General features: G+C 61.3%; 12 protein-coding genes. 1 reads left to right on the forward strand and 11 read right to left on the reverse strand.

Annotated features, from left to right (window positions below; translation table 11 throughout):
- The first annotated feature begins 26 nt into the window (after positions 1-26).
- Positions 27-191: a hypothetical protein gene (locus tag OKC31_RS05570; protein ID WP_201989940.1), complete on the forward strand. Its 165-nt coding sequence runs from the start codon at positions 27-29 to the stop codon at positions 189-191.
- 16 nt (positions 192-207) lie between these two features.
- Here OKC31_RS05570 and OKC31_RS05575 read toward each other — a convergent pair whose 3' ends face one another.
- The 11 genes from OKC31_RS05575 to OKC31_RS05625 form a co-directional block, all read right to left on the reverse strand.
- Entirely contained in the window at positions 208-564 is a 357-nt protein-coding gene (locus OKC31_RS05575; RefSeq protein WP_157162148.1) for an MGMT family protein, read from the reverse strand.
- A gap of 66 nt (positions 565-630) precedes the next feature.
- Complete coding sequence (locus tag OKC31_RS05580) at positions 631-2,184, reverse strand: methyl-accepting chemotaxis protein (protein WP_157162149.1); 1,554 nt, start codon at positions 2,182-2,184, stop codon at positions 631-633.
- Between the two features lie 212 nt (positions 2,185-2,396).
- Positions 2,397-4,262, reverse strand: a complete 1,866-nt coding sequence (locus OKC31_RS05585; protein ID WP_270656458.1) for a beta-N-acetylhexosaminidase — start codon at positions 4,260-4,262, stop codon at positions 2,397-2,399.
- Positions 4,247-5,119 carry a BadF/BadG/BcrA/BcrD ATPase family protein gene (locus tag OKC31_RS05590; RefSeq protein ID WP_005347722.1) on the reverse strand — a complete coding sequence of 291 codons (873 nt, stop codon included), beginning with the start codon at positions 5,117-5,119 and terminating at the stop codon, positions 4,247-4,249. The genes OKC31_RS05585 and OKC31_RS05590 overlap by 16 nt, the downstream gene beginning before the upstream one ends.
- Positions 5,112-6,845 carry a glycoside hydrolase family 9 protein gene (locus OKC31_RS05595; protein ID WP_270656459.1) on the reverse strand — a complete coding sequence of 578 codons (1,734 nt, stop codon included), beginning with the start codon at positions 6,843-6,845 and terminating at the stop codon, positions 5,112-5,114. The genes OKC31_RS05590 and OKC31_RS05595 overlap by 8 nt, the downstream gene beginning before the upstream one ends.
- A 114-nt stretch (positions 6,846-6,959) precedes the next feature.
- Positions 6,960-7,952 (reverse strand): ABC transporter ATP-binding protein, encoded by a 993-nt coding sequence (locus tag OKC31_RS05600; RefSeq protein WP_005353824.1) that lies wholly within the window; start codon positions 7,950-7,952, stop codon positions 6,960-6,962.
- Between the two features lie 11 nt (positions 7,953-7,963).
- The gene (locus tag OKC31_RS05605) at positions 7,964-8,983 is read right to left on the reverse strand and encodes an ABC transporter ATP-binding protein (protein ID WP_005334876.1); all 1,020 of its coding nucleotides are present in this window, start codon (positions 8,981-8,983) and stop codon (positions 7,964-7,966) included.
- Positions 8,980-9,900: an ABC transporter permease gene (locus OKC31_RS05610; protein ID WP_005347708.1), complete on the reverse strand. Its 921-nt coding sequence runs from the start codon at positions 9,898-9,900 to the stop codon at positions 8,980-8,982. The genes OKC31_RS05605 and OKC31_RS05610 overlap by 4 nt, the downstream gene beginning before the upstream one ends.
- Position 9,901: 1 nt before the next feature.
- A complete protein-coding gene (locus OKC31_RS05615; protein WP_270656460.1) occupies positions 9,902-10,885 on the reverse strand; it encodes an ABC transporter permease in 984 nt (327 codons plus the stop codon).
- A gap of 118 nt (positions 10,886-11,003) precedes the next feature.
- Positions 11,004-12,689, reverse strand: coding sequence for an ABC transporter substrate-binding protein (locus tag OKC31_RS05620; protein ID WP_005353816.1), 1,686 nt, complete (start codon positions 12,687-12,689; stop codon positions 11,004-11,006).
- A 415-nt stretch (positions 12,690-13,104) separates the two neighbouring features.
- Positions 13,105-16,542 carry an ATP-binding protein gene (locus OKC31_RS05625; protein ID WP_043822397.1) on the reverse strand — a complete coding sequence of 1,146 codons (3,438 nt, stop codon included), beginning with the start codon at positions 16,540-16,542 and terminating at the stop codon, positions 13,105-13,107.
- Positions 16,543-16,683 lie beyond the last annotated feature (141 nt).

Below are 16,683 nucleotides of genomic sequence, written 5' to 3' on the forward strand. Positions count from 1 at the left end.
ATCGCGGAGTAGACAAGGAGGTTGAGATGGAGATTAACGAGATCCGGCCGGGCATGAGCTGTATGACCCGGGAAGGGGTGGCCTATGTGCTGGAGGTTGACCGGCAGAGCCTGCTGGTGCTGCTGCAGCGCGCGGATGAGACCATACCGGTGCAGGTGCGCAGCGACGAGATCCTGGCGCCGCTGGAGTGATCCGGCTGTGACCCCCTCAAAACGGCAGTAGAAAAAGCAGCTCGGCCAGATCGGGCTGCCATTGCCACTGCTTCATTCTGACCCGCCCACCGATCACCACGACCCCTTCTTGCTGCAGGCGTCCCGTCTGTTCGGCAAAGCTTGGCGATCCTTTCGGTAACGAGATGGTGCCCGCCGCGCTCAGCACCCGATGCCACGGCAGTACCTTGTCGGTTTCCCGCAGCACCTTGCCCACCAGTCTTGCCCGTCCGGGCAACCCGGCCAGATCGGCCACCTGACCATAGCTGACCACCCGGCCTGCCGGGATCAGGGCGATGATCGCTTCGATACGGGCAGCTTTGTTCAATGGGGATGGACTTGATTCAATGCTCATAGACCCGATTCGTCAAAAACAACAGAAGCGCCATTGTGGCGCTTCTGTCATGGGGCTGGCAATGATTCAGCCGAAGGTCTGGCTAAGCCCCTTCAGTTGCTTGGCCCGTTCCAGCAGAGCCTGACTGGAGTGATCGACATCCAGCATCTTCTGACTGTTGGCGTGGGAGTACTCGGAGATCTGGTGGATGCTGCGGCTGATCTCCTCCACTACAGCTTGTTGTTGCTCTGCAGCGGTGGCGATCTGGGTGGAGTGTTCGGTGACCAGCTCTATCTCTGTCAGCACGGTATGGAGGCTGCTGGCGCCCTGGCGGGTCATCTCGGCACATGCGCGGGTCTGCTGCAGGTTCTCCTGCATCATCCCCTTCCAACGTCCCAGCGTGTGCTGGATCTGCTTGATGCTGCCCTGGATCTGCTCGGTCGCCTTGTGGGTGCGGGTCGATAGAGTTCGCACCTCGTCTGCGACCACCGCAAAACCACGGCCCTGCTCCCCGGCGCGAGCCGCTTCGATGGCGGCGTTGAGGGCTAGCAGGTTAGTCTGCTCGGCGATGCCCTGGATCTCGCCCATGACACTGCCAATCCGTTCGGATTCGCTGGCGAGCTCTACCGCCGAGTTGAACGCCAGCTCTGCCTGTTTGGCGAGCTGTTCGATCTGTTGCTCGGTCTGGTTCAACTGCTGGTTGGTTTGTTCACAACGATTGCGAGCTTCGTTGACCTGACCGTTGGAGTCTTGAATGTTGCGGGCGATCTCGTGAGCTGTGTTGGCCATTTGAGTCATAGCCGTAGCCATCTGCTGGGTCTGGGCATCTTGCTCGTTGATATCGAGACAGGCCTGATGAGAGGCCTGCTTCAAATTGATGGCCAGGGTTTGCAGAGGTGCCGTGGCATCGTTGATCCGCCCCAACACGGTTCGGATGCGGGCCTGCAGCATCTTGATATGAAAATCGGCAATGGCACCGGGGTTGTCACCGGAGTAGACCAGCCGGGTCAGACTGTCATATTCACGGCCCAGTTGCTGCAGATAGTGGGGCAGGGCAAAGAGCTCGCGCCAGTAGGCTCCGCCAAGCAGCAACAGGGGCAGCAGCATCAGCAGGACGGTCATGGCCCCTTGGCTGGCGAAGGTCCAGCCCATTAGGCCGAGCAGCAGCAGGGTAATGGCTGGGGTGCGTACTTTGGCAAGAGAGGGAAGGTTGCTGCTGTTGCCGCGCTCGGCCTTGAGCAGGGCTTGGTAGGTCTGAGCGGCGATGCGTTTGAATTGGGGCTCGGGCTTGCAGCGTACCGACTGGTAGCCGCTGATCCTGTTGCCTTCATAGATGGGGGTCACATAGGCATCTACCCAGTAGTAACGGCCATCCTTGCAGCGGTTTTTTACCATACCGCGCCAGGGTTTGCCCTCCTTGAGGCGGGCCCAGAGATCGGCGAAGGCGGCCTTGGGCATGTCGGGGTGGCGTACCAGATTGTGGTTGTGTCCCACCAGTTCATCGACCGGGTAGCCTGCGATTTCGCAAAAGGCCGGGTTGGCGTAGGTGATCACCCCGCGCAGGTCAGTGGTGGAGACCAGTTGTACGTCGGCAGGAAACTCCACTTCGCTATCCAGGGTATGGACATCTCTGCGGGCCATAGGAATACGCTCCGATGTTCTTGTTGATAATATTGTCGTTTTTATTGTGGCAGATCTGGAGGTGGCCGCAGGCTCGCGCCAGCAGGAGGCAGACCAGCTTCATTGGGGGCTGGATTTTGCCAATAATGGCGGATGAATGGTAGGGGGAAGTTGATGTTTTGTTGGTTAATTGTAAAAAAGGCGGCCGATTGGCCGCCAAAGTAGAGACAACATTACCTCTGTGGCATCCGGTAGCGCACCTGCAACTGATCGAGGATCTGCAGCTGACCCGGCAGGCGGGCGGCGAAGTGCTCCCAGCCCTTGTGGGCGGGATCGCTCCAGGCCACCTCGGCCGTGGCCAGCATACGCGGGAACAACATGTAGTCGAGACGATCACGGCTGGTGATCAATTCTGACCACAAGGGGCTCAGCACCCCGAGGATGTTATCGTTGGCATGGAAATCGGCTGGGGCAGGGTCACACGCGTAGATCTGCTCCAGATTGAGGGTACCCGCCCAGTAGAGGCCGGGTTCATGAATATCGGCGCTCCAGGCGAGATCGAGATAGAGGAACTGGGCGGGCGCCATCACCACCGGATAACCGGCCGCGGCAGCATCCAGCCCCGCCTGAAAGCTGGTCCAGGCACAGATGGCCGCTTTGCGGCTCACCTTGTCGCCATGCAGGATCTCCTCCCAGCCGATCATCTGTTTGCCTCTGGCGGCCAGATAGCGCTGGCAGTGGCGCAGCAGATGGCCCTGCAGCTCGCGGCAGTCGGCGTAGCCCTGCTCGGTCATCAGCTGCTGGCAGGCGGGGCTGTCGGTCCAGACCCCGGTCGGCACCTCGTCACCCCCCATGTGGATCTGCGGGCCGGGAAAGAGCTCGCATACCTCGTCCAGCACTGCCTCCAGAAAGCGGTAGGTGCCAGGCAGGGCGGGGTTGAGCACGTTGTCATCGAAATGCTGAACCGAGCGGTAGCGGGAGTGATCCGCCGTTTCGATCAGCAGCTCGGGCAGCGCCTTGATGGCGGCGTGGCAGTGGCCCGGGATGTCGATCTCGGGAATGACGGTGATGCCGAGCTCACCGGCATAGCTCACCAGCTCCTTCACCTCGCTCTGGGTGTAGTAACCGCCATAGGGTTCGGCGCCGCCGCTGAGCTGGGGGCCGATCGCCAGATCGTGGCCGCGCCAGGCTCCCACGTCGGTCAGCTCCGGGAAGGCCTTGATCTCGAGTCGCCACCCCTCGTCATCGGTCAGATGCCAGTGGAAGCGGTTGAACTTGTAGAGGCTCATCAGCTTGAGCAGGCGCTTGATGGTGGCCGGGGTGTGGAAGTGGCGGGCGCAGTCGAGAAAAATGCCGCGAAAGCCAAAGCGCGGGGCATCCTCCAGCGTGACGCAGGGCAGGCTCTCGCCATGTTGCAGATACCACTGGGCCAGCGTGACCAGCCCATGACGCCAGCCCGGTTCGTCGGCGGCGGCAATCACTACCTCCTGCGGCGTGATGGTGAGTTGGTAGGCTTCGGGGGCCAGTTTGGCCTCGGTTAGCCGGATTTCAGCGTCGTGATCCTGCTCCAGCGCCAGCGACGTCAGCTCGTTGAAGTGGGCCAGCAATTTCGGTACATCGCGGGGGGCGCTGACATGAGCCCGCTCGGCCAGCCGGAAGTTCCCCTCCAGCAGTACCAGATGGGCCGGTTGTGGCACGATTCCGGGCAGGGGCTCGACATCCGGCAGGTCGGGGCGGGTTACCGGCGGGTTCTCCAGTCCGAGATCCTGCGCCGCCAGCGTCACCGGCAGCAGCTGGGCACCCGTGGTCGCCTCCGGCAAGCTTAGGAAAAAGCCCTGCGGCATGTCGGAGAGCTTCTTGATGGGGGTCTGGCGGCAGCAAAAGCGCAGTTCGCTGCTGCCAGCGTTCGGGACAATCACTTTGTAGCTGCCGCTCTGGCGCTCCAGCTCGCCCCCTTGCAAGGAGTCGGGGTCGATATGGCGAGCCAGACAGAAGTGCAGCTTCCACTTGGTATCAGGCATGCGGGAGAGGGTGAAGGTGAACCAGACATCCTCGCCGTCACGTCGGGCGACCTGGGTGTGGATCAGGGGTGTAGACATGGAAAATCCTCTGATTGGGCAAACAGGATGGCGCCATCGAGCGCATCTGCCTGGGGGGGGATCAGGTTGAGCTGGCCGAGACGGGGAGCGAGGCGGGTGCCAATCCCCCCCAGCAGGGCGATCTGTCTGGCACCGAGCTGGGTCATCCCCTCCAGCAGGATCCGCAGCTGTTCGCAGGTTTCGTCCAGCAGCTGATTGGCGAGCTCGTCGCCATCGCTGGCGGCATCGAACACCCAGGGGGCAAAGTGGCCATAGTCCGCCGGAATGGCGCGGGCGGCCCAGCGTACCACCTCGGCCTGATCCCGCTTGAAGCGGTCCATCAAGCGGATGGCGAGGGTGCTGGGGGGCAGAATGCCGTCGTGGCAGAGCAGGGATTGCTGGATGGCGCGCAGCCCCAACCAGGCGCCGCTACCTATGTCTGAAATGGGGAAGCCGCGGCCGGAGCAGGTGCGGATCTGCCCCTCCTGATAGACCAGCCCCACCGAGCCGGTACCTGCGATCAGAATGGCCCCCTCACGGCCGCCAAAGGCGCCGAGGCAGGCACCGAAGGCATCGGAGGTGAGTCTGACGCTGGCAAAGGGGAAGGGCATCTCGAGCAGGGCGTGATAGCAGTCGGCCAGCTCGGCGGAGGCGAGCGCCAGTCCGACCCCCATCTGCTGTTCACTCTCGATAGCGATCCCGGCGGCAAGGCGGGCGCTGGCGATGGCAGCCAGCACATTGGCGTGGGCATGGGGGATGCCCAGCTCCAGATTGGATCCTGCCGCGCGCCCCTCTCCGAGCAGCTTGCCCGCCCGATCCCGAATGCGGGCGCGGGTGTGGGTGCCCCCGCCGTCGACCCCGACCCAGAACTCAATCATGGCGACCTCCCTGCTCATGTCGATCACTCTGCGCACTCTGCCAGCTGATAGCCAGGGCAAACCAGGCGGCGTGGGGGATCCACTGCTCGCCCCAGCGCCAGTTCTGATCCAGCCGATCCTTGTACTCCTCCGGAATAAAGGCCACCTCATTTTCGTCATCAAACCCTGAGGTGATGCCGTTGCAGATGCCCCCCTGCGCATTGGGATACCCGGCGGTATAGGCGGGGTTGTTGATGCCGTGGCCCGCCAGCATGCAGGCGTTGAAGGGGTTTTGCCCGAGGATCCAGTCGAGCTGGTGCTGACCATAAGTGAGCAGCGGCTGGCTCTGGCGGGGGAAGTGGCGGGCGCCAGCAAAGGCCATGGTCGCCAGAGAGGCGAGGCGGGCATTCTCCCCCTGCCACCAGTAACCGGATTCGTTGTTGTGGAGCATAAAGAAGCTGACGCGCGGCGCTTCATCCACCCCTTTCACATATTGGCGGGCGAGGGAGAAGGGGTTGCCCGCGCGGGCGCAGAGCGCCAGCTCGGCGGCCAGCGCCTGCTCCACTACGGTTTGTACCCGGGCCTGGTGCCCCTGATCCGGCTCTACGCCCAGATATTCCAGCAGCGCCAGCACCGGCAGGCCCGCCTCGGCGGCGTGATAGTAGGGGCGCGAGCCATCCTCGTTGGCCGACCAGTAGTGACCCAGCTCAGGATGAGGACGCTGGCGGGCACAGAGCTTGCTGGCACGGGCTCTCGCCTCATTCAGCCACTCGGCGCCGAAAGTGCGGGTCAGCTCCACCGCTGCCAGCAGGGCGCAGTAGTCGTCGATGATGTTCTCGACCCCGTCATCGAGGTAGGCAAGGTTGTGTTCGCACAGATGCAGGTAGCCGCGTTTGGCTGCCTCGGCGTAGCGGCTGGCATCGAAGTCGCCGCTGACGCTCTCGCGGGCGGCACGGGCCAGCGCGGCGATGGCCATGCCGCCCCCTTGGCGAAAACCCGCCTGCCAGTTGGCGGATTTGAGCCCCTGCTGGGTGGCATAGGCGCACAGCTCGCGCTGGGCGGGATCCTTGCTCCACTTGTCGAACAGGGTCATGAAGAAGAAGCCTGACTCATCCTGCATCCGGCAGAGGAAATCGGCGCCGTGCAGCGCCTCGTCATTGAGCCGCTTGCAGAGGTTCACCCCGTCGATATCGCGGCGCGGGGCCAGCAGTTCCCGGCACTTGAGCAGAGCCCACACCACCATGGGGGTCTGCTGGGGGTTGAGGTAGTTGGCGTAGGAGAGGTGGCTCAGGTACTTGCTCATGTCGCCGCTGGCATCGAACCAGCCGCCGTGCACATCTTTGTGCTGGTCGGTGCCAAACAGGCGGGCGCTGCGGTCGGCCCGATCGAAGGTGCCGCTGGCGCGCTGGCCCTTGAAGTAGTGGATGACATCAGAGAGACAGCGGCTGGCCAGCAGATCCTGGCCGATGGCAAAACGGGTGGAGCGGACTATGCCTTGGGCAGTGATCGCCTCCAGCCGATAGTGGCCGGGCTCCTTGAAGGCGGAGAAGTCGGCACGCCAGTAAGCGCGGCCTTGCCAGCCAGGGACGCTGTCAGCCGGTTGCAGCGGGGTTTCAAACAGGATCTGGCCATCGTCGAGGCGTTGCAGCCTGACATAGCCGCCGAGATCAGGGGCGGGGGAGGTTTGCAACAGGGCGACCTTGTGTCCGTCGCACTCGTAGCCCACCTGATTGATCAAGAGTTCCATCAAGGTATTACTCCTGTGGTTCACCGCCGGGCGGTGAGGCACATCACGGGGCTGTGGCCGCCCCGTATCGAGGCATGGCCGGACAGGGTTGTCCGGCCGGTCTAAGGCTCACCCTCACTCGTAGAGGTAGCAGCGCACGAAGTGGTTGTCGGCAAGCTTGGTGATGGGGGGCAGTGCCTCCTTGCAGCGGGGCATCGCCTGATTGCAGCGCCCTGCAAAGGGGCAACCGCAGGATTCCGGCGTCCAGAGCGGGATCTCCCCCTTGCGGCCACCCTCCAGCTCGGCGTGGATGCTCTTCTCCGGGTCGGGCACCGCCGAGATGAGCAGCTGGGTGTAGGGGTGCTGCGGGTGGTGCAGGATTTCGTCCACCTCGCCCCACTCCACCATGTGCCCCACATACATCACCGCCAGATCTTCCGCCACATAGCGGGCGGTGGCGATGTCGTGGGTAATGTAGAGCATGGAGACGCCGAGCTCATTCTTCATCTGCTCCATCAGGTTGAGGATGCCGATGCGAATGGAGACGTCGAGCATGGAAGTCGGCTCGTCCGCCAGCACCACTTCCGCCTCCACCGCCAGATTGCGGGCGATGTTGACCCGCTGGCGCTGGCCGCCGGAGAGCTGGTGCGGATACTTGGCCGCCGTTGCCTTGGCGGGGGTCAGGCCGACCTTTTCCAGCAGGGCGTAGACCATGTCGGGCAGCTCTTTCTTGTCGATCACCTTGCTGTGCAGCAGCAGGGGGCGGGCGATGTGGTGATAGATGGTGTGGGTCGGGTTGAGCGAACCGAACGGATCTTGCCACACCATCTGCACGCTCTGGCGATAGTCCAGCAGGGCGGTGCCCTTGTTGAACTCCTCCAGATCGTGGCCGCGATAGAGAATGCGCCCGGCACTGAGCTTGTACATCTTGGCGATGATCTTGGCGATGGTGCTCTTGCCGGAGCCAGACTCCCCGACCACCGCCAGGGCGCGGCCCCGGTGCAGGTTGAAGGTGATGTCGGAGAGTGCCCGCATCTTGCCACTCTTGATGGCATTGGAGTTGATGGGGAAGTCCTTGTAGAGGTGCTGGACTTCGATGATGGGTGCATCGGTTTTGGCGATTTGCATGACAGACATCCTTAACAGCCAGCGGCCTTGTCCAGATAGATCACGGAATCTTGTTGCAGTCCCTGCTCCTCATAGAGGTGGCAGGCGGTCTGTTGCCCGGGGCGGATCTCGGCCAATCTGGTGTACTCCTGACGGCAACGATCGTGCACCTTGCCGCAGCGGGCCTGAAAGCGGCAGCCGACCGGCACTTCCAGCAGGTTGAGCGGGGTGCCCGGGATCCCCTCCAGCACCTTCTTCGGTCCGTGCAGGGGCGGGAAGGAGTTGCCAAGCCCTCTGGTATAGGGGTGTAGCGGCGCGGTCAGGATCGCCTTGGAGGGAGCGACCTCCACCAGCTCACCGGCATACATAATGCCGATGCGATCGCAGAACTCCACCATCAGGGAGAGATCGTGGGTGATGAACAGAATGGAGAAGTTGAACTTCTCTTTCAGGGCATAGACCTTCTGCAGGATCTCCCGCTGTACCACCACATCGAGCGCCGTGGTTGGCTCATCCATGATGAGCAGCTCGGGGTTGAGCGCCATGGCGATGGCAATCACCAGCCGCTGGCGCATGCCGCCGGAAAACTGGTGCGGGTAGTCCTTGAGCCGGCTCGGGTGGATATCGACGATAGTGAGCAACTCCTGGGCGCGCTTGATCGCCTCGTAACGGGTCATGCCGGGGTTGTGGGCCAGCAGCACGTCGCAGAACTGCTCCTCCATCCGCAGCACTGGGTTCAGGGCGTTCATGGCGGACTGGAACACCACCGACACCTGTTGCCAGCGGTAGGAGCGCAACCGTTCGTCGTTGTAGTGGAGGATATTCTCCCCCTTGAACAGGATCTCGCCACCGCTGATGTAGGCGGGCGGCTTGTGCAGCCGGGCCACCGAGAAGGCGACGGTGGACTTGCCGCAGCCCGACTCACCGGCGAGGCCGAAGATCTCGCCCTGTCTGATATCGAAGCTCACCGAGTTGACGGCGCGCACGTCGCCATTTTCGGTGATGTAGTCGACGCAAAGATTGCGTACTGACAGCAGGGGATGCTTGTTCATGCTGTCTTCTCCTGTGCTGTGGCAACCGGAGTGGTGACCGGCGCCGCGAGTTTCTTCCAGCGGCTCAGCCCTTTGTGGGAGCGCAGCTGCGGGTTGGCAATCTCGTCGATGGCGAAGTTGAGCAGGGCCAGACCGGCACCCAGGGTGGCGATGGCAAAGCAGGGCGCCAGGATCTCCCACCAGGCGCCGACCAGAATGGCGCTGGAAGTCTGGGCGTTGTAGAGCATGATGCCCCAGCTCACCACAGTCGGGTCGCCAAGCCCCAGGAACTCCAGGGTCGCTTCGGTGACGATGGCGTAGATGATGGAACCGATAAAGCTCACCCCGATGATGGAGATGAGGTTGGGCAGGATCTCCACCAGAATGATGCGCCAGGCCGGCTCGCCCAGCACTTCGGCGGCGATGACGAACTCCTTCTCGCGCAGGGCCAGGGTCTGGGCCCGGATGACCCGCGCGCCATAGGCCCACGAGGTCAACCCTATTATCACGGCAATCACCGCCGGTGACGCCTCCCCGATAAAGCTCGCCAGCACCAGTAGCAAGGGGAGGTTGGGGATCACCAGCACCACGTTCATCAGGAAGGTGAGGCACTCATCCACCAGACCGCCGAAGTAACCGGCGGTGATGCCGATGGCGACGGCCAGGGTGCAGACCAGCAGGCCTGCGCTGAAGCCCACCAGCAGCGAGATACGGGCGCCGTTGGTGAACTGGGCCCAGATATCGTGGCCCATGCGGGTGGAACCCATCACGAACTCGGCACTGGGCGGCTGGTGCGGGCGAGCCACCCGTTTGGTCGGCTCGTTGCTGGCCAGAATGGGGGCAAAGAGGGCCATCAGTACGAAGGCAACCACGATGGCGAGGCCACAGGCAGCCTTCTTGTTGCCCAGCAGGATTTTTAGAATGGTCGGCATACGCATCTTATTTGCCTCCTGTACGCAGACGGGGATCCAGGAAGACGTAGAGCACGTCGGCCAGGAAGTTGAAGCTGAGCATGGTGATGGTCATGATGAGCAGCTGCCCCTGAATGAGCGGGTAGTCGCGGGCCAGAATGCCCTGATAGAGGGTCAGGCCCAAGCCGGGATAGTTGAAGATCACCTCGGTGATGAGAGATCCACCGATGACGAAGCCGAGCGCCATCGATAGGGCGGTGACGCTGGGCAGAATGGCGTTGCGGGCGCCGTAGTTGAAGATCACCCGGTTGCTGGAGAGCCCCTTGGCCTTGGCCATGGTGATGTAATCCTCGCCCAGCAGGTTGATCATGTTGTTGCGCATGGTGATGAGAAAGCCCCCCACCTGTACCACGGCCAGGGTCAGCACCGGCATGATGGCGTGGGTCATGATGCTCTGGATGTGCTCCCAGCCCCAGTCAGCCTTGATCTCCGGGCTGTAGGCGTAGCCGATGGGCAGCCACTCGAGGCTGACCCCGAACAGGAACAGGGCGAGCAGGGAGACCACCACCGGCGGAATGGCCTGCATCACCAGGGTGAGCGGGGAGAGAATGCTGTCCATCCGGCCGCCGCGATACCAGGCGGCGAAGATGCCGACGATGGAACCGATGGAGAAGCTCAGGATGGTGGAGGTGCCGACCAGAAACAGGGTCCAGCCGATGGCACGGCCCAGCACGTCAGAGACCTGCTGCGGGTAGAAGCGCACCGAGGTGCCGAGATCCCAAGTGAAGACACTCTTCACATAGGTGAGAAACTGGGTGCCGATGGGGCCGTCGACAAAGCCGAAGGTGGCTTTGAGGGCTTCCTGGGCGGCGGGTTCCATCATGGCGCCAGCGCGGGCAAACATCACGGAGACAGGATCCCCTGGCATGGCACGGGGTAACAGGAAGTTGATGGTGGCGGCTACCAGAAAGGCAACCAGATAGAAGGAAAAGCGTCTCAGTATGAATCCCATGATAGTACCTTTTACTGCAAGTCTGCCCCGCGTCGGGTATAGCTACCCCAACCCCGGCAAAGCCGGGCAAGAAGGGGATTAACGGGGAAGATGGCCCCCCGCAGGGGGCCGGGATTGTTTAGCTGTTTGGCTTGAGGGACAACACGTGCAGCAGACGCTCAGGGGTGTCCGGGTGGAGCTGAGGTTTGGCTACCGGGTTATCAGCACTGAACCAGCCGTTGAAGCGCTTGGTGCTGTACTCGTACCAGGTCGGGTTGTTGAAGACCGGAATGATGGTCTGGTTGGCACCAACACGATCCTGGATGGCGAACATGATCTCCTTCTGCTTGGCCGCATCGGCGGTCTGGGTGAAGTCATCGATTAGCTTGTCGAGCTCGGGGTCCTTGTAACGGGGTGCGGCGAAGCGGTTGCCACGGTCACCCATGTTGCGGGAGTGGAACGCGGTCTCGAAGTACTTGTGCGGGTTGGCACCGGCAAAGTAACCCTGCAGGGCGACATCGAAGTCACCGGTGATCAGGTTCTCGGTCCAGACGGTCGCTTCCGGGGTGGCGGTCTTGGCGTTCAGGCCCAGCGCCTGCAGCCCTTCTACACCGATCTGTACTGTGTTGACCCAGTCGGTCCAGCCGTTCGGCACCAGAACCTTGAACTCGATCTTTTTGCAGCTCGGGGTGTCGAGGAACTTGTCGCCGTCACAATCCTTGTAGCCTGCCTCTTTCAGCAGGGCCTTGGCCCCTTCCAAGTCGAACTTGTTGTACTTGCCGTACTTCTTGTCCACTTCCGGGTTGTTCCAGGAGTCAAAGGCTTTGCCCAGACCTGACGGGTACTCGTTGACGGTAGGGTAGCCGTAGCCTGCGATATCCACCATGGACTGGCGGTCCATCGCCATGGAGAAGGCGCGGCGGAAGTTGATGTCGTTGAAGGCTTCGTTATTGCCCGGGTTCTTGGTCTGGAAGTTGACGTTGAACGCCACGGTACCGGAGGCCGGGAACCAGTATTTGTTGTTCTTCGGATCGTTGCCGACGTAGAGGCGCTCGATATCCGGCACGAAGGAGCCGAACCAGTCGATGTCACCCTTCATGACAGCCGCCAGCACCTGGTCGTTGGTGGCCATCTGCGGCATGCGGATACAGTCGATGGCGAGGTTGGCGTTATCCCAGTAGTGCGGGTTGCGGCACTGGGTATAGAGCTGGGCGGAGAAGTTGTCCACTTCGGTGAAGGGGCCAGTACCAACCGGCTTGTCGTTGGTGAAGGCAACCGGATCTTTCACCGATTTCCACTGATGCTCCGGCACTATAGGTACCAGCACCAGATCGTTCACCACGTTAGTGTTGACCTCGGTCAGGTCGAATTTGACCTTATTGGGGGCGAGCTTCTCGACGCTCTTGATCTGGGTCCAGATTGAGCGCTCATCCAGCGCCTTGTTGGCCTTGACCAGATTGAAGGAGAAGATGATGTCATCGGCATCAAAGGCTTCGCCGTCAGACCATTTCACGCCGTCACGCAGATCGAAGGTGACGGATTTCAGGTCATCGCTGAACGCATAGTTGGTGGCCAGACGATAGACGGGTTTGCCCCCTTGCATATCGTTGAAGATCACCAGTGGTTCATAGATGAAGTGACGGGTGGTGTGCAGCAAACCCGCTTGCAGGAAGGGGTTGAAGTTCTTGACCCAGGCGGTTTCCTGCTGTGCGACCATGGTCAGCACGGTTTTGTTTTCTGCGGCCATGGCGTTACCGGCGGCACCGGCAAGCATCATGGTTCCCAGCATTACAGCGGTAGAGATTTTGGATACTTTGGCAAGCATATGTTTTCCTTTCTTATTTTTTGGCATTCCCGAGGGTTCGCCTTGTTTTGTGTGAGCACCGGTTTCGCATGCTGATGAAATCGGCCCTCTGTGTTGGTCAGGTGTCTAACCTTTGTCGTTCTGTTTTCCAACGCCCTAAGCAAACCAGAATTAACAGGAAAACAACAACTATTGATTTCGTTGTTTTCGTAAAAATTGACGGTGTTACGTCAATCTCGTCAAAATGCTTTTTTATCTGTTTAGAATCATTAGTTTGCGTTATTTTCTCTCGCGTAGAAAGTGGCTGTGAAAATGGCGTATATGACAAATTTGTGAATTGGATCTGCTCTCGGTTTCGGGGTCGGGCGGGGCTTTGTTTTGCAGAAAAAGAAACCAGATTGCCAATTGTGATCCGGCGCCCGTTTAGGGCGCCGTGTCACGGCTTGCGGTTGGCGAGCTGGCGCAGGGTCTGGGCGCTGTGCTGCAACTGCTGGCGCTGGTGGTCATTGAGCGGGCAGTGGCCCAGCACATACTCGGTGGTGGCCACTACCGTCTTCCAGCGTGGCGACTTGGGCAGGGTGTCCAGACTCAGGTATTTGTCGAGGGTGCGGGTCTGCGGGCTGGATCTGTCCATATAGACCCGCCACAGCTTGCTCTTCTCTGCCAGCACGATTTTGCCCTTGCCGGTCCCCTGCTGCCAGGCATCCAGGGTGAGCTGCATGGTCTCTACCAGCGCACGGCGCAGCGGCTCGTCATCCTGCTGGCGAATGAGGTCGTCGGCCAGCGAACGGAACTCGCCACCCAGGCGGCTCAGCTCGCCCAGCAGCTGTTCATCTTCGATGATGGCTTGCCGCGAGAGGTTCTTGAGGGCGTTCTCCAGCGCCATTACCCGGTTCTCATCCTGACGCAGCTCGGTACTCAGAGTGAGGGCGAAGGCGGCCTGTCCTCCGAGCGCGATGGGCAGGGCGCGGGCGTTGAGCACATCTTTTTGCCCAGCCACCAGAAATTCCAGATTGTGTTCCCGTTCGCTGGCAAGGTCGGGCCACTGCTGTTGCAGCGGGGTGGCGAGCCACTCATTGAGGGGCTGCCCCTCCATGGCTTCCGGCTCCTGTCCCAGCAGGCGCGCCAGCACCCGGGAGGCAAACAGCACTGTGCCCTGCTCGTCGATAAAGATCATGGGGTCGGCCCCTTCGCCGAGCAGGGCCAGCAGGCGCTGCTGATCCTGATGCAGTCGATCCTGCAGGGTGAGGCGATGTTCGATCTCCTGCTTCAATAGCCGGTTCTCTACCAGCGAGGCGCGTCCGGCCTTGGCCTCCAGCAGTGCCTTGACCCGGGCAAACAGCTCCTCCTTGCAGAAGGGTTTGACCAGATAGTCGTTGGCACCGGCCCCGAAGCCCTCCTCGATATCCTTGGGCTGGTTGAGGGCGGTGAGCAGCAGCACCGGCAGCATATCTTTCGGGTGTTGCTGGCGTAGGCGACGGCAGACGTCAAAACCGGAAAGGGTGGGCATCATCACATCGAGCAGGATGAGGTCCACCGGCTCCTCGGCCAGCTTGGCCAGCGCATCGTGGCCATCACTGCTGGGCAGGATGCGGTAGCCGCAGGGCTGCAGCAGATGGCGCAGGATGTGCAGGTTGATGGGCTCGTCATCCACCACCAGAATGAGCGGCGCATCCTCGGGGGGAGGGGGCAGATCGTCGCTCTCCCAGTCCGGCAGGATCAGCGGTTGCTGGCGCACCAGCTGATGCTCGATCTGGCGGCTGTCGAGAGTCAGATTGGCCGCTTTGCCGGTGGCAAGGGGCAGGGTAAAGGCGAAGGTAGAGCCTACGCTCGGCTCGCTCTCGACAAACAGCTCTCCCCCCATAAGGTGCACCAGCTGGCGGGTGATGGAGAGGCCAAGGCCGGCCCCCTGCTTGCTCACCTCCGGGCTCATCTGTACCAGCGGCTCGAAGATGTGTTCCAGATGATCAGGGGCGATGCCGATGCCAGTGTCGGTGACCTTGATGCGCAGGAAGTTGTTCTCGACGATGGCACTGAGCACCACCTTGCCCTGCGGCGTGTACTTGATGGCGTTGCCCACCAGGTTGTAGAGCACCTGTTCGAGCCGCTGCTCATCGGCCAGCACCGGCGGCAGTTCGGCCGGGCTGATATCCACCAGAGTGAGGGGTTTGGCCTGCACCAGATGCTGGCAGAGGTCCAGCACCAGCCGGATAACCCCCTTGGATGAGACGGGCTGGGAGTGGATCTCCAGCTGGCCGTAGCGCATCTGGTGGTAGTCCAGCAGATCGTCCACCAGACGGGCCAAGCCGTCGGCGCTCTTGATGATGAGGCCGAGCTGCTTTTGCTGCCCTTCGGTCAAATCCTGCTGACTGGCGAGCATCGACTCGGCCATCCCCTTGATACCGTGAATGGGGGTGCGCAGCTCGTGGGAGGTGTTGGCCAGCAGTTCATCCTTGAGCTTGTCCGCCTGCTGCAGGCTGAGGTTCTGCTTGTGGGTCAGCTTGACCTGCTGTTGCAGCTCCTGGGTCTGCTGTTCGATCAGTTCGATCTTGTCCTTCACCGAGCGCTGCATATGGCGAAACGCCTCGGCCAGCCGGTCGATATCATCGCCGGTGCGCTCGATGGCGATGGGGTGATCCAGCGCGCCGTCGGCCACCTGCTCGGCTGCTTCGGTCAGGGATCGCAGCGGCGCCGTGATGGAGTGGGAGAGCCAGCGGGAGAAGAGGATCAGCAGCAGTACCGAGCCCGCACCCAGCACAATCACCAGAGTTTCCAGCTGGCGGATGGGGGCATAGGCTTCCCGGGTGGAGATCTCGGCGATAAAGGCCCACTCGGTATCGAACACCTTCACCTGGGTGTAGGCGGCCAGCACCTCGTCATCCTGATAGGAGTGGAACAGCCCGACCCCCTGCTCGCCGGAGAGCGTCTTGGTGATGAGGGGGGTTTGCAGCGGCCGGAAGTTGGGGCTGAAGCTGTTCTCGACGCTGAACTCCGGTGCCAGCCAGGCATCGGCGCGCATCCGCTTGTCGGGGCCGATGAGGATGGTCTCGCCGGTCTCGCCCAGCCCCTCCCGCTCCGCCATGATCTGGTTGAGCTTGTCCGGCAGCAGCTCGAAAATCACCACACCGCGCACATAGTCGTACTGCATCACGGGCGCCGCCATGTAGGCGACCACCTGCCCGGTCAGCTCGTTGCGGCCAAAATCGGTGAACTCGAAGATCTGCTGCGGTTTCTGGCCGCCATCGAGGCGGCGTTTGATCTTGGCGAAGGTCTGGCCCAAGCCACTGCCCTGATAAGGTCCGGAGAGCAGATTGGTGGCAAAGTTAGGGTGCTTGGTGACCGAATAGACCACATCACCGTTGAGGTCCACCAGAAAGATGTCGCTGTAGTTGGACTTGCGCACCATGTCGGCATAGCCGCGATGAAAGCGCTGGTGCACCCGGCCATACATCTCGTCGGCGAGGATAAGCGCCGTGATGGAGGGTTCGATCTCCACCTGACTGTCCGGTTTGCGCAGTTGATCCCAGGAGCCTGGCAGATAGCGGGCCTGAGCACGGCTGCGGGCCTCCTGCGGTGTGGTGCCCAGCTTCTCGAAGGCGCCGGTAAAGCCATAGAAACGGCCGATACTGTTGCCAGCAAAATCCTGCTGGGAGAAGTTGATGATCTGCTCTTTGAGGTTGTTGAAGTAATCCTCGAGCTGACTCTTCTTGATATTACGGACGGAGACCAGATGGTTGGAGGTCTGGGTGGTGAGATCCTTGCCGTGGCTGTATAGAAAGAAGAGGGTGATGACCAAAAAGGGCACCATGCCCAACATGAAAAAAGCCAGCATTAACTGCGGCCTGAGCCCACGAAGCGTGAAGATCCATTTCATCTTGTGATTTTCAATTGAGAATCCGGTTATTAAGCCGCTCAAGTCTCGAACGAAAGCGTAATCATTTCAACGACTTTATCCCAAATTCGCTTGGTGGGTCACAGCTGGCTGGAGAAAAATGCAGCAAGGCGTTTAAACCCT

The sequence above is a fragment of the Aeromonas sp. Y293-4 genome, assembly GCF_027705905.1.
In the GTDB taxonomy this organism is placed as follows: domain Bacteria; phylum Pseudomonadota; class Gammaproteobacteria; order Enterobacterales; family Aeromonadaceae; genus Aeromonas; species Aeromonas veronii.

Coding starts and splice junctions, on each gene's coding strand:
- OKC31_RS05570 (WP_201989940.1), top strand. CDS start 27: ATGGAGATTAACGAGATCCGGCCGGGCATGAGCTGTATGACCCGGGAA.
- OKC31_RS05575 (WP_157162148.1), bottom strand. CDS start 564: ATGAGCATTGAATCAAGTCCATCCCCATTGAACAAAGCTGCCCGTATC.
- OKC31_RS05580 (WP_157162149.1), bottom strand. CDS start 2,184: ATGGCCCGCAGAGATGTCCATACCCTGGATAGCGAAGTGGAGTTTCCT.
- OKC31_RS05585 (WP_270656458.1), bottom strand. CDS start 4,262: ATGTCTACACCCCTGATCCACACCCAGGTCGCCCGACGTGACGGCGAG.
- OKC31_RS05590 (WP_005347722.1), bottom strand. CDS start 5,119: ATGATTGAGTTCTGGGTCGGGGTCGACGGCGGGGGCACCCACACCCGC.
- OKC31_RS05595 (WP_270656459.1), bottom strand. CDS start 6,845: ATGGAACTCTTGATCAATCAGGTGGGCTACGAGTGCGACGGACACAAG.
- OKC31_RS05600 (WP_005353824.1), bottom strand. CDS start 7,952: ATGCAAATCGCCAAAACCGATGCACCCATCATCGAAGTCCAGCACCTC.
- OKC31_RS05605 (WP_005334876.1), bottom strand. CDS start 8,983: ATGAACAAGCATCCCCTGCTGTCAGTACGCAATCTTTGCGTCGACTAC.
- OKC31_RS05610 (WP_005347708.1), bottom strand. CDS start 9,900: ATGCGTATGCCGACCATTCTAAAAATCCTGCTGGGCAACAAGAAGGCT.
- OKC31_RS05615 (WP_270656460.1), bottom strand. CDS start 10,885: ATGGGATTCATACTGAGACGCTTTTCCTTCTATCTGGTTGCCTTTCTG.
- OKC31_RS05620 (WP_005353816.1), bottom strand. CDS start 12,689: ATGCTTGCCAAAGTATCCAAAATCTCTACCGCTGTAATGCTGGGAACC.
- OKC31_RS05625 (WP_043822397.1), bottom strand. CDS start 16,542: ATGAAATGGATCTTCACGCTTCGTGGGCTCAGGCCGCAGTTAATGCTG.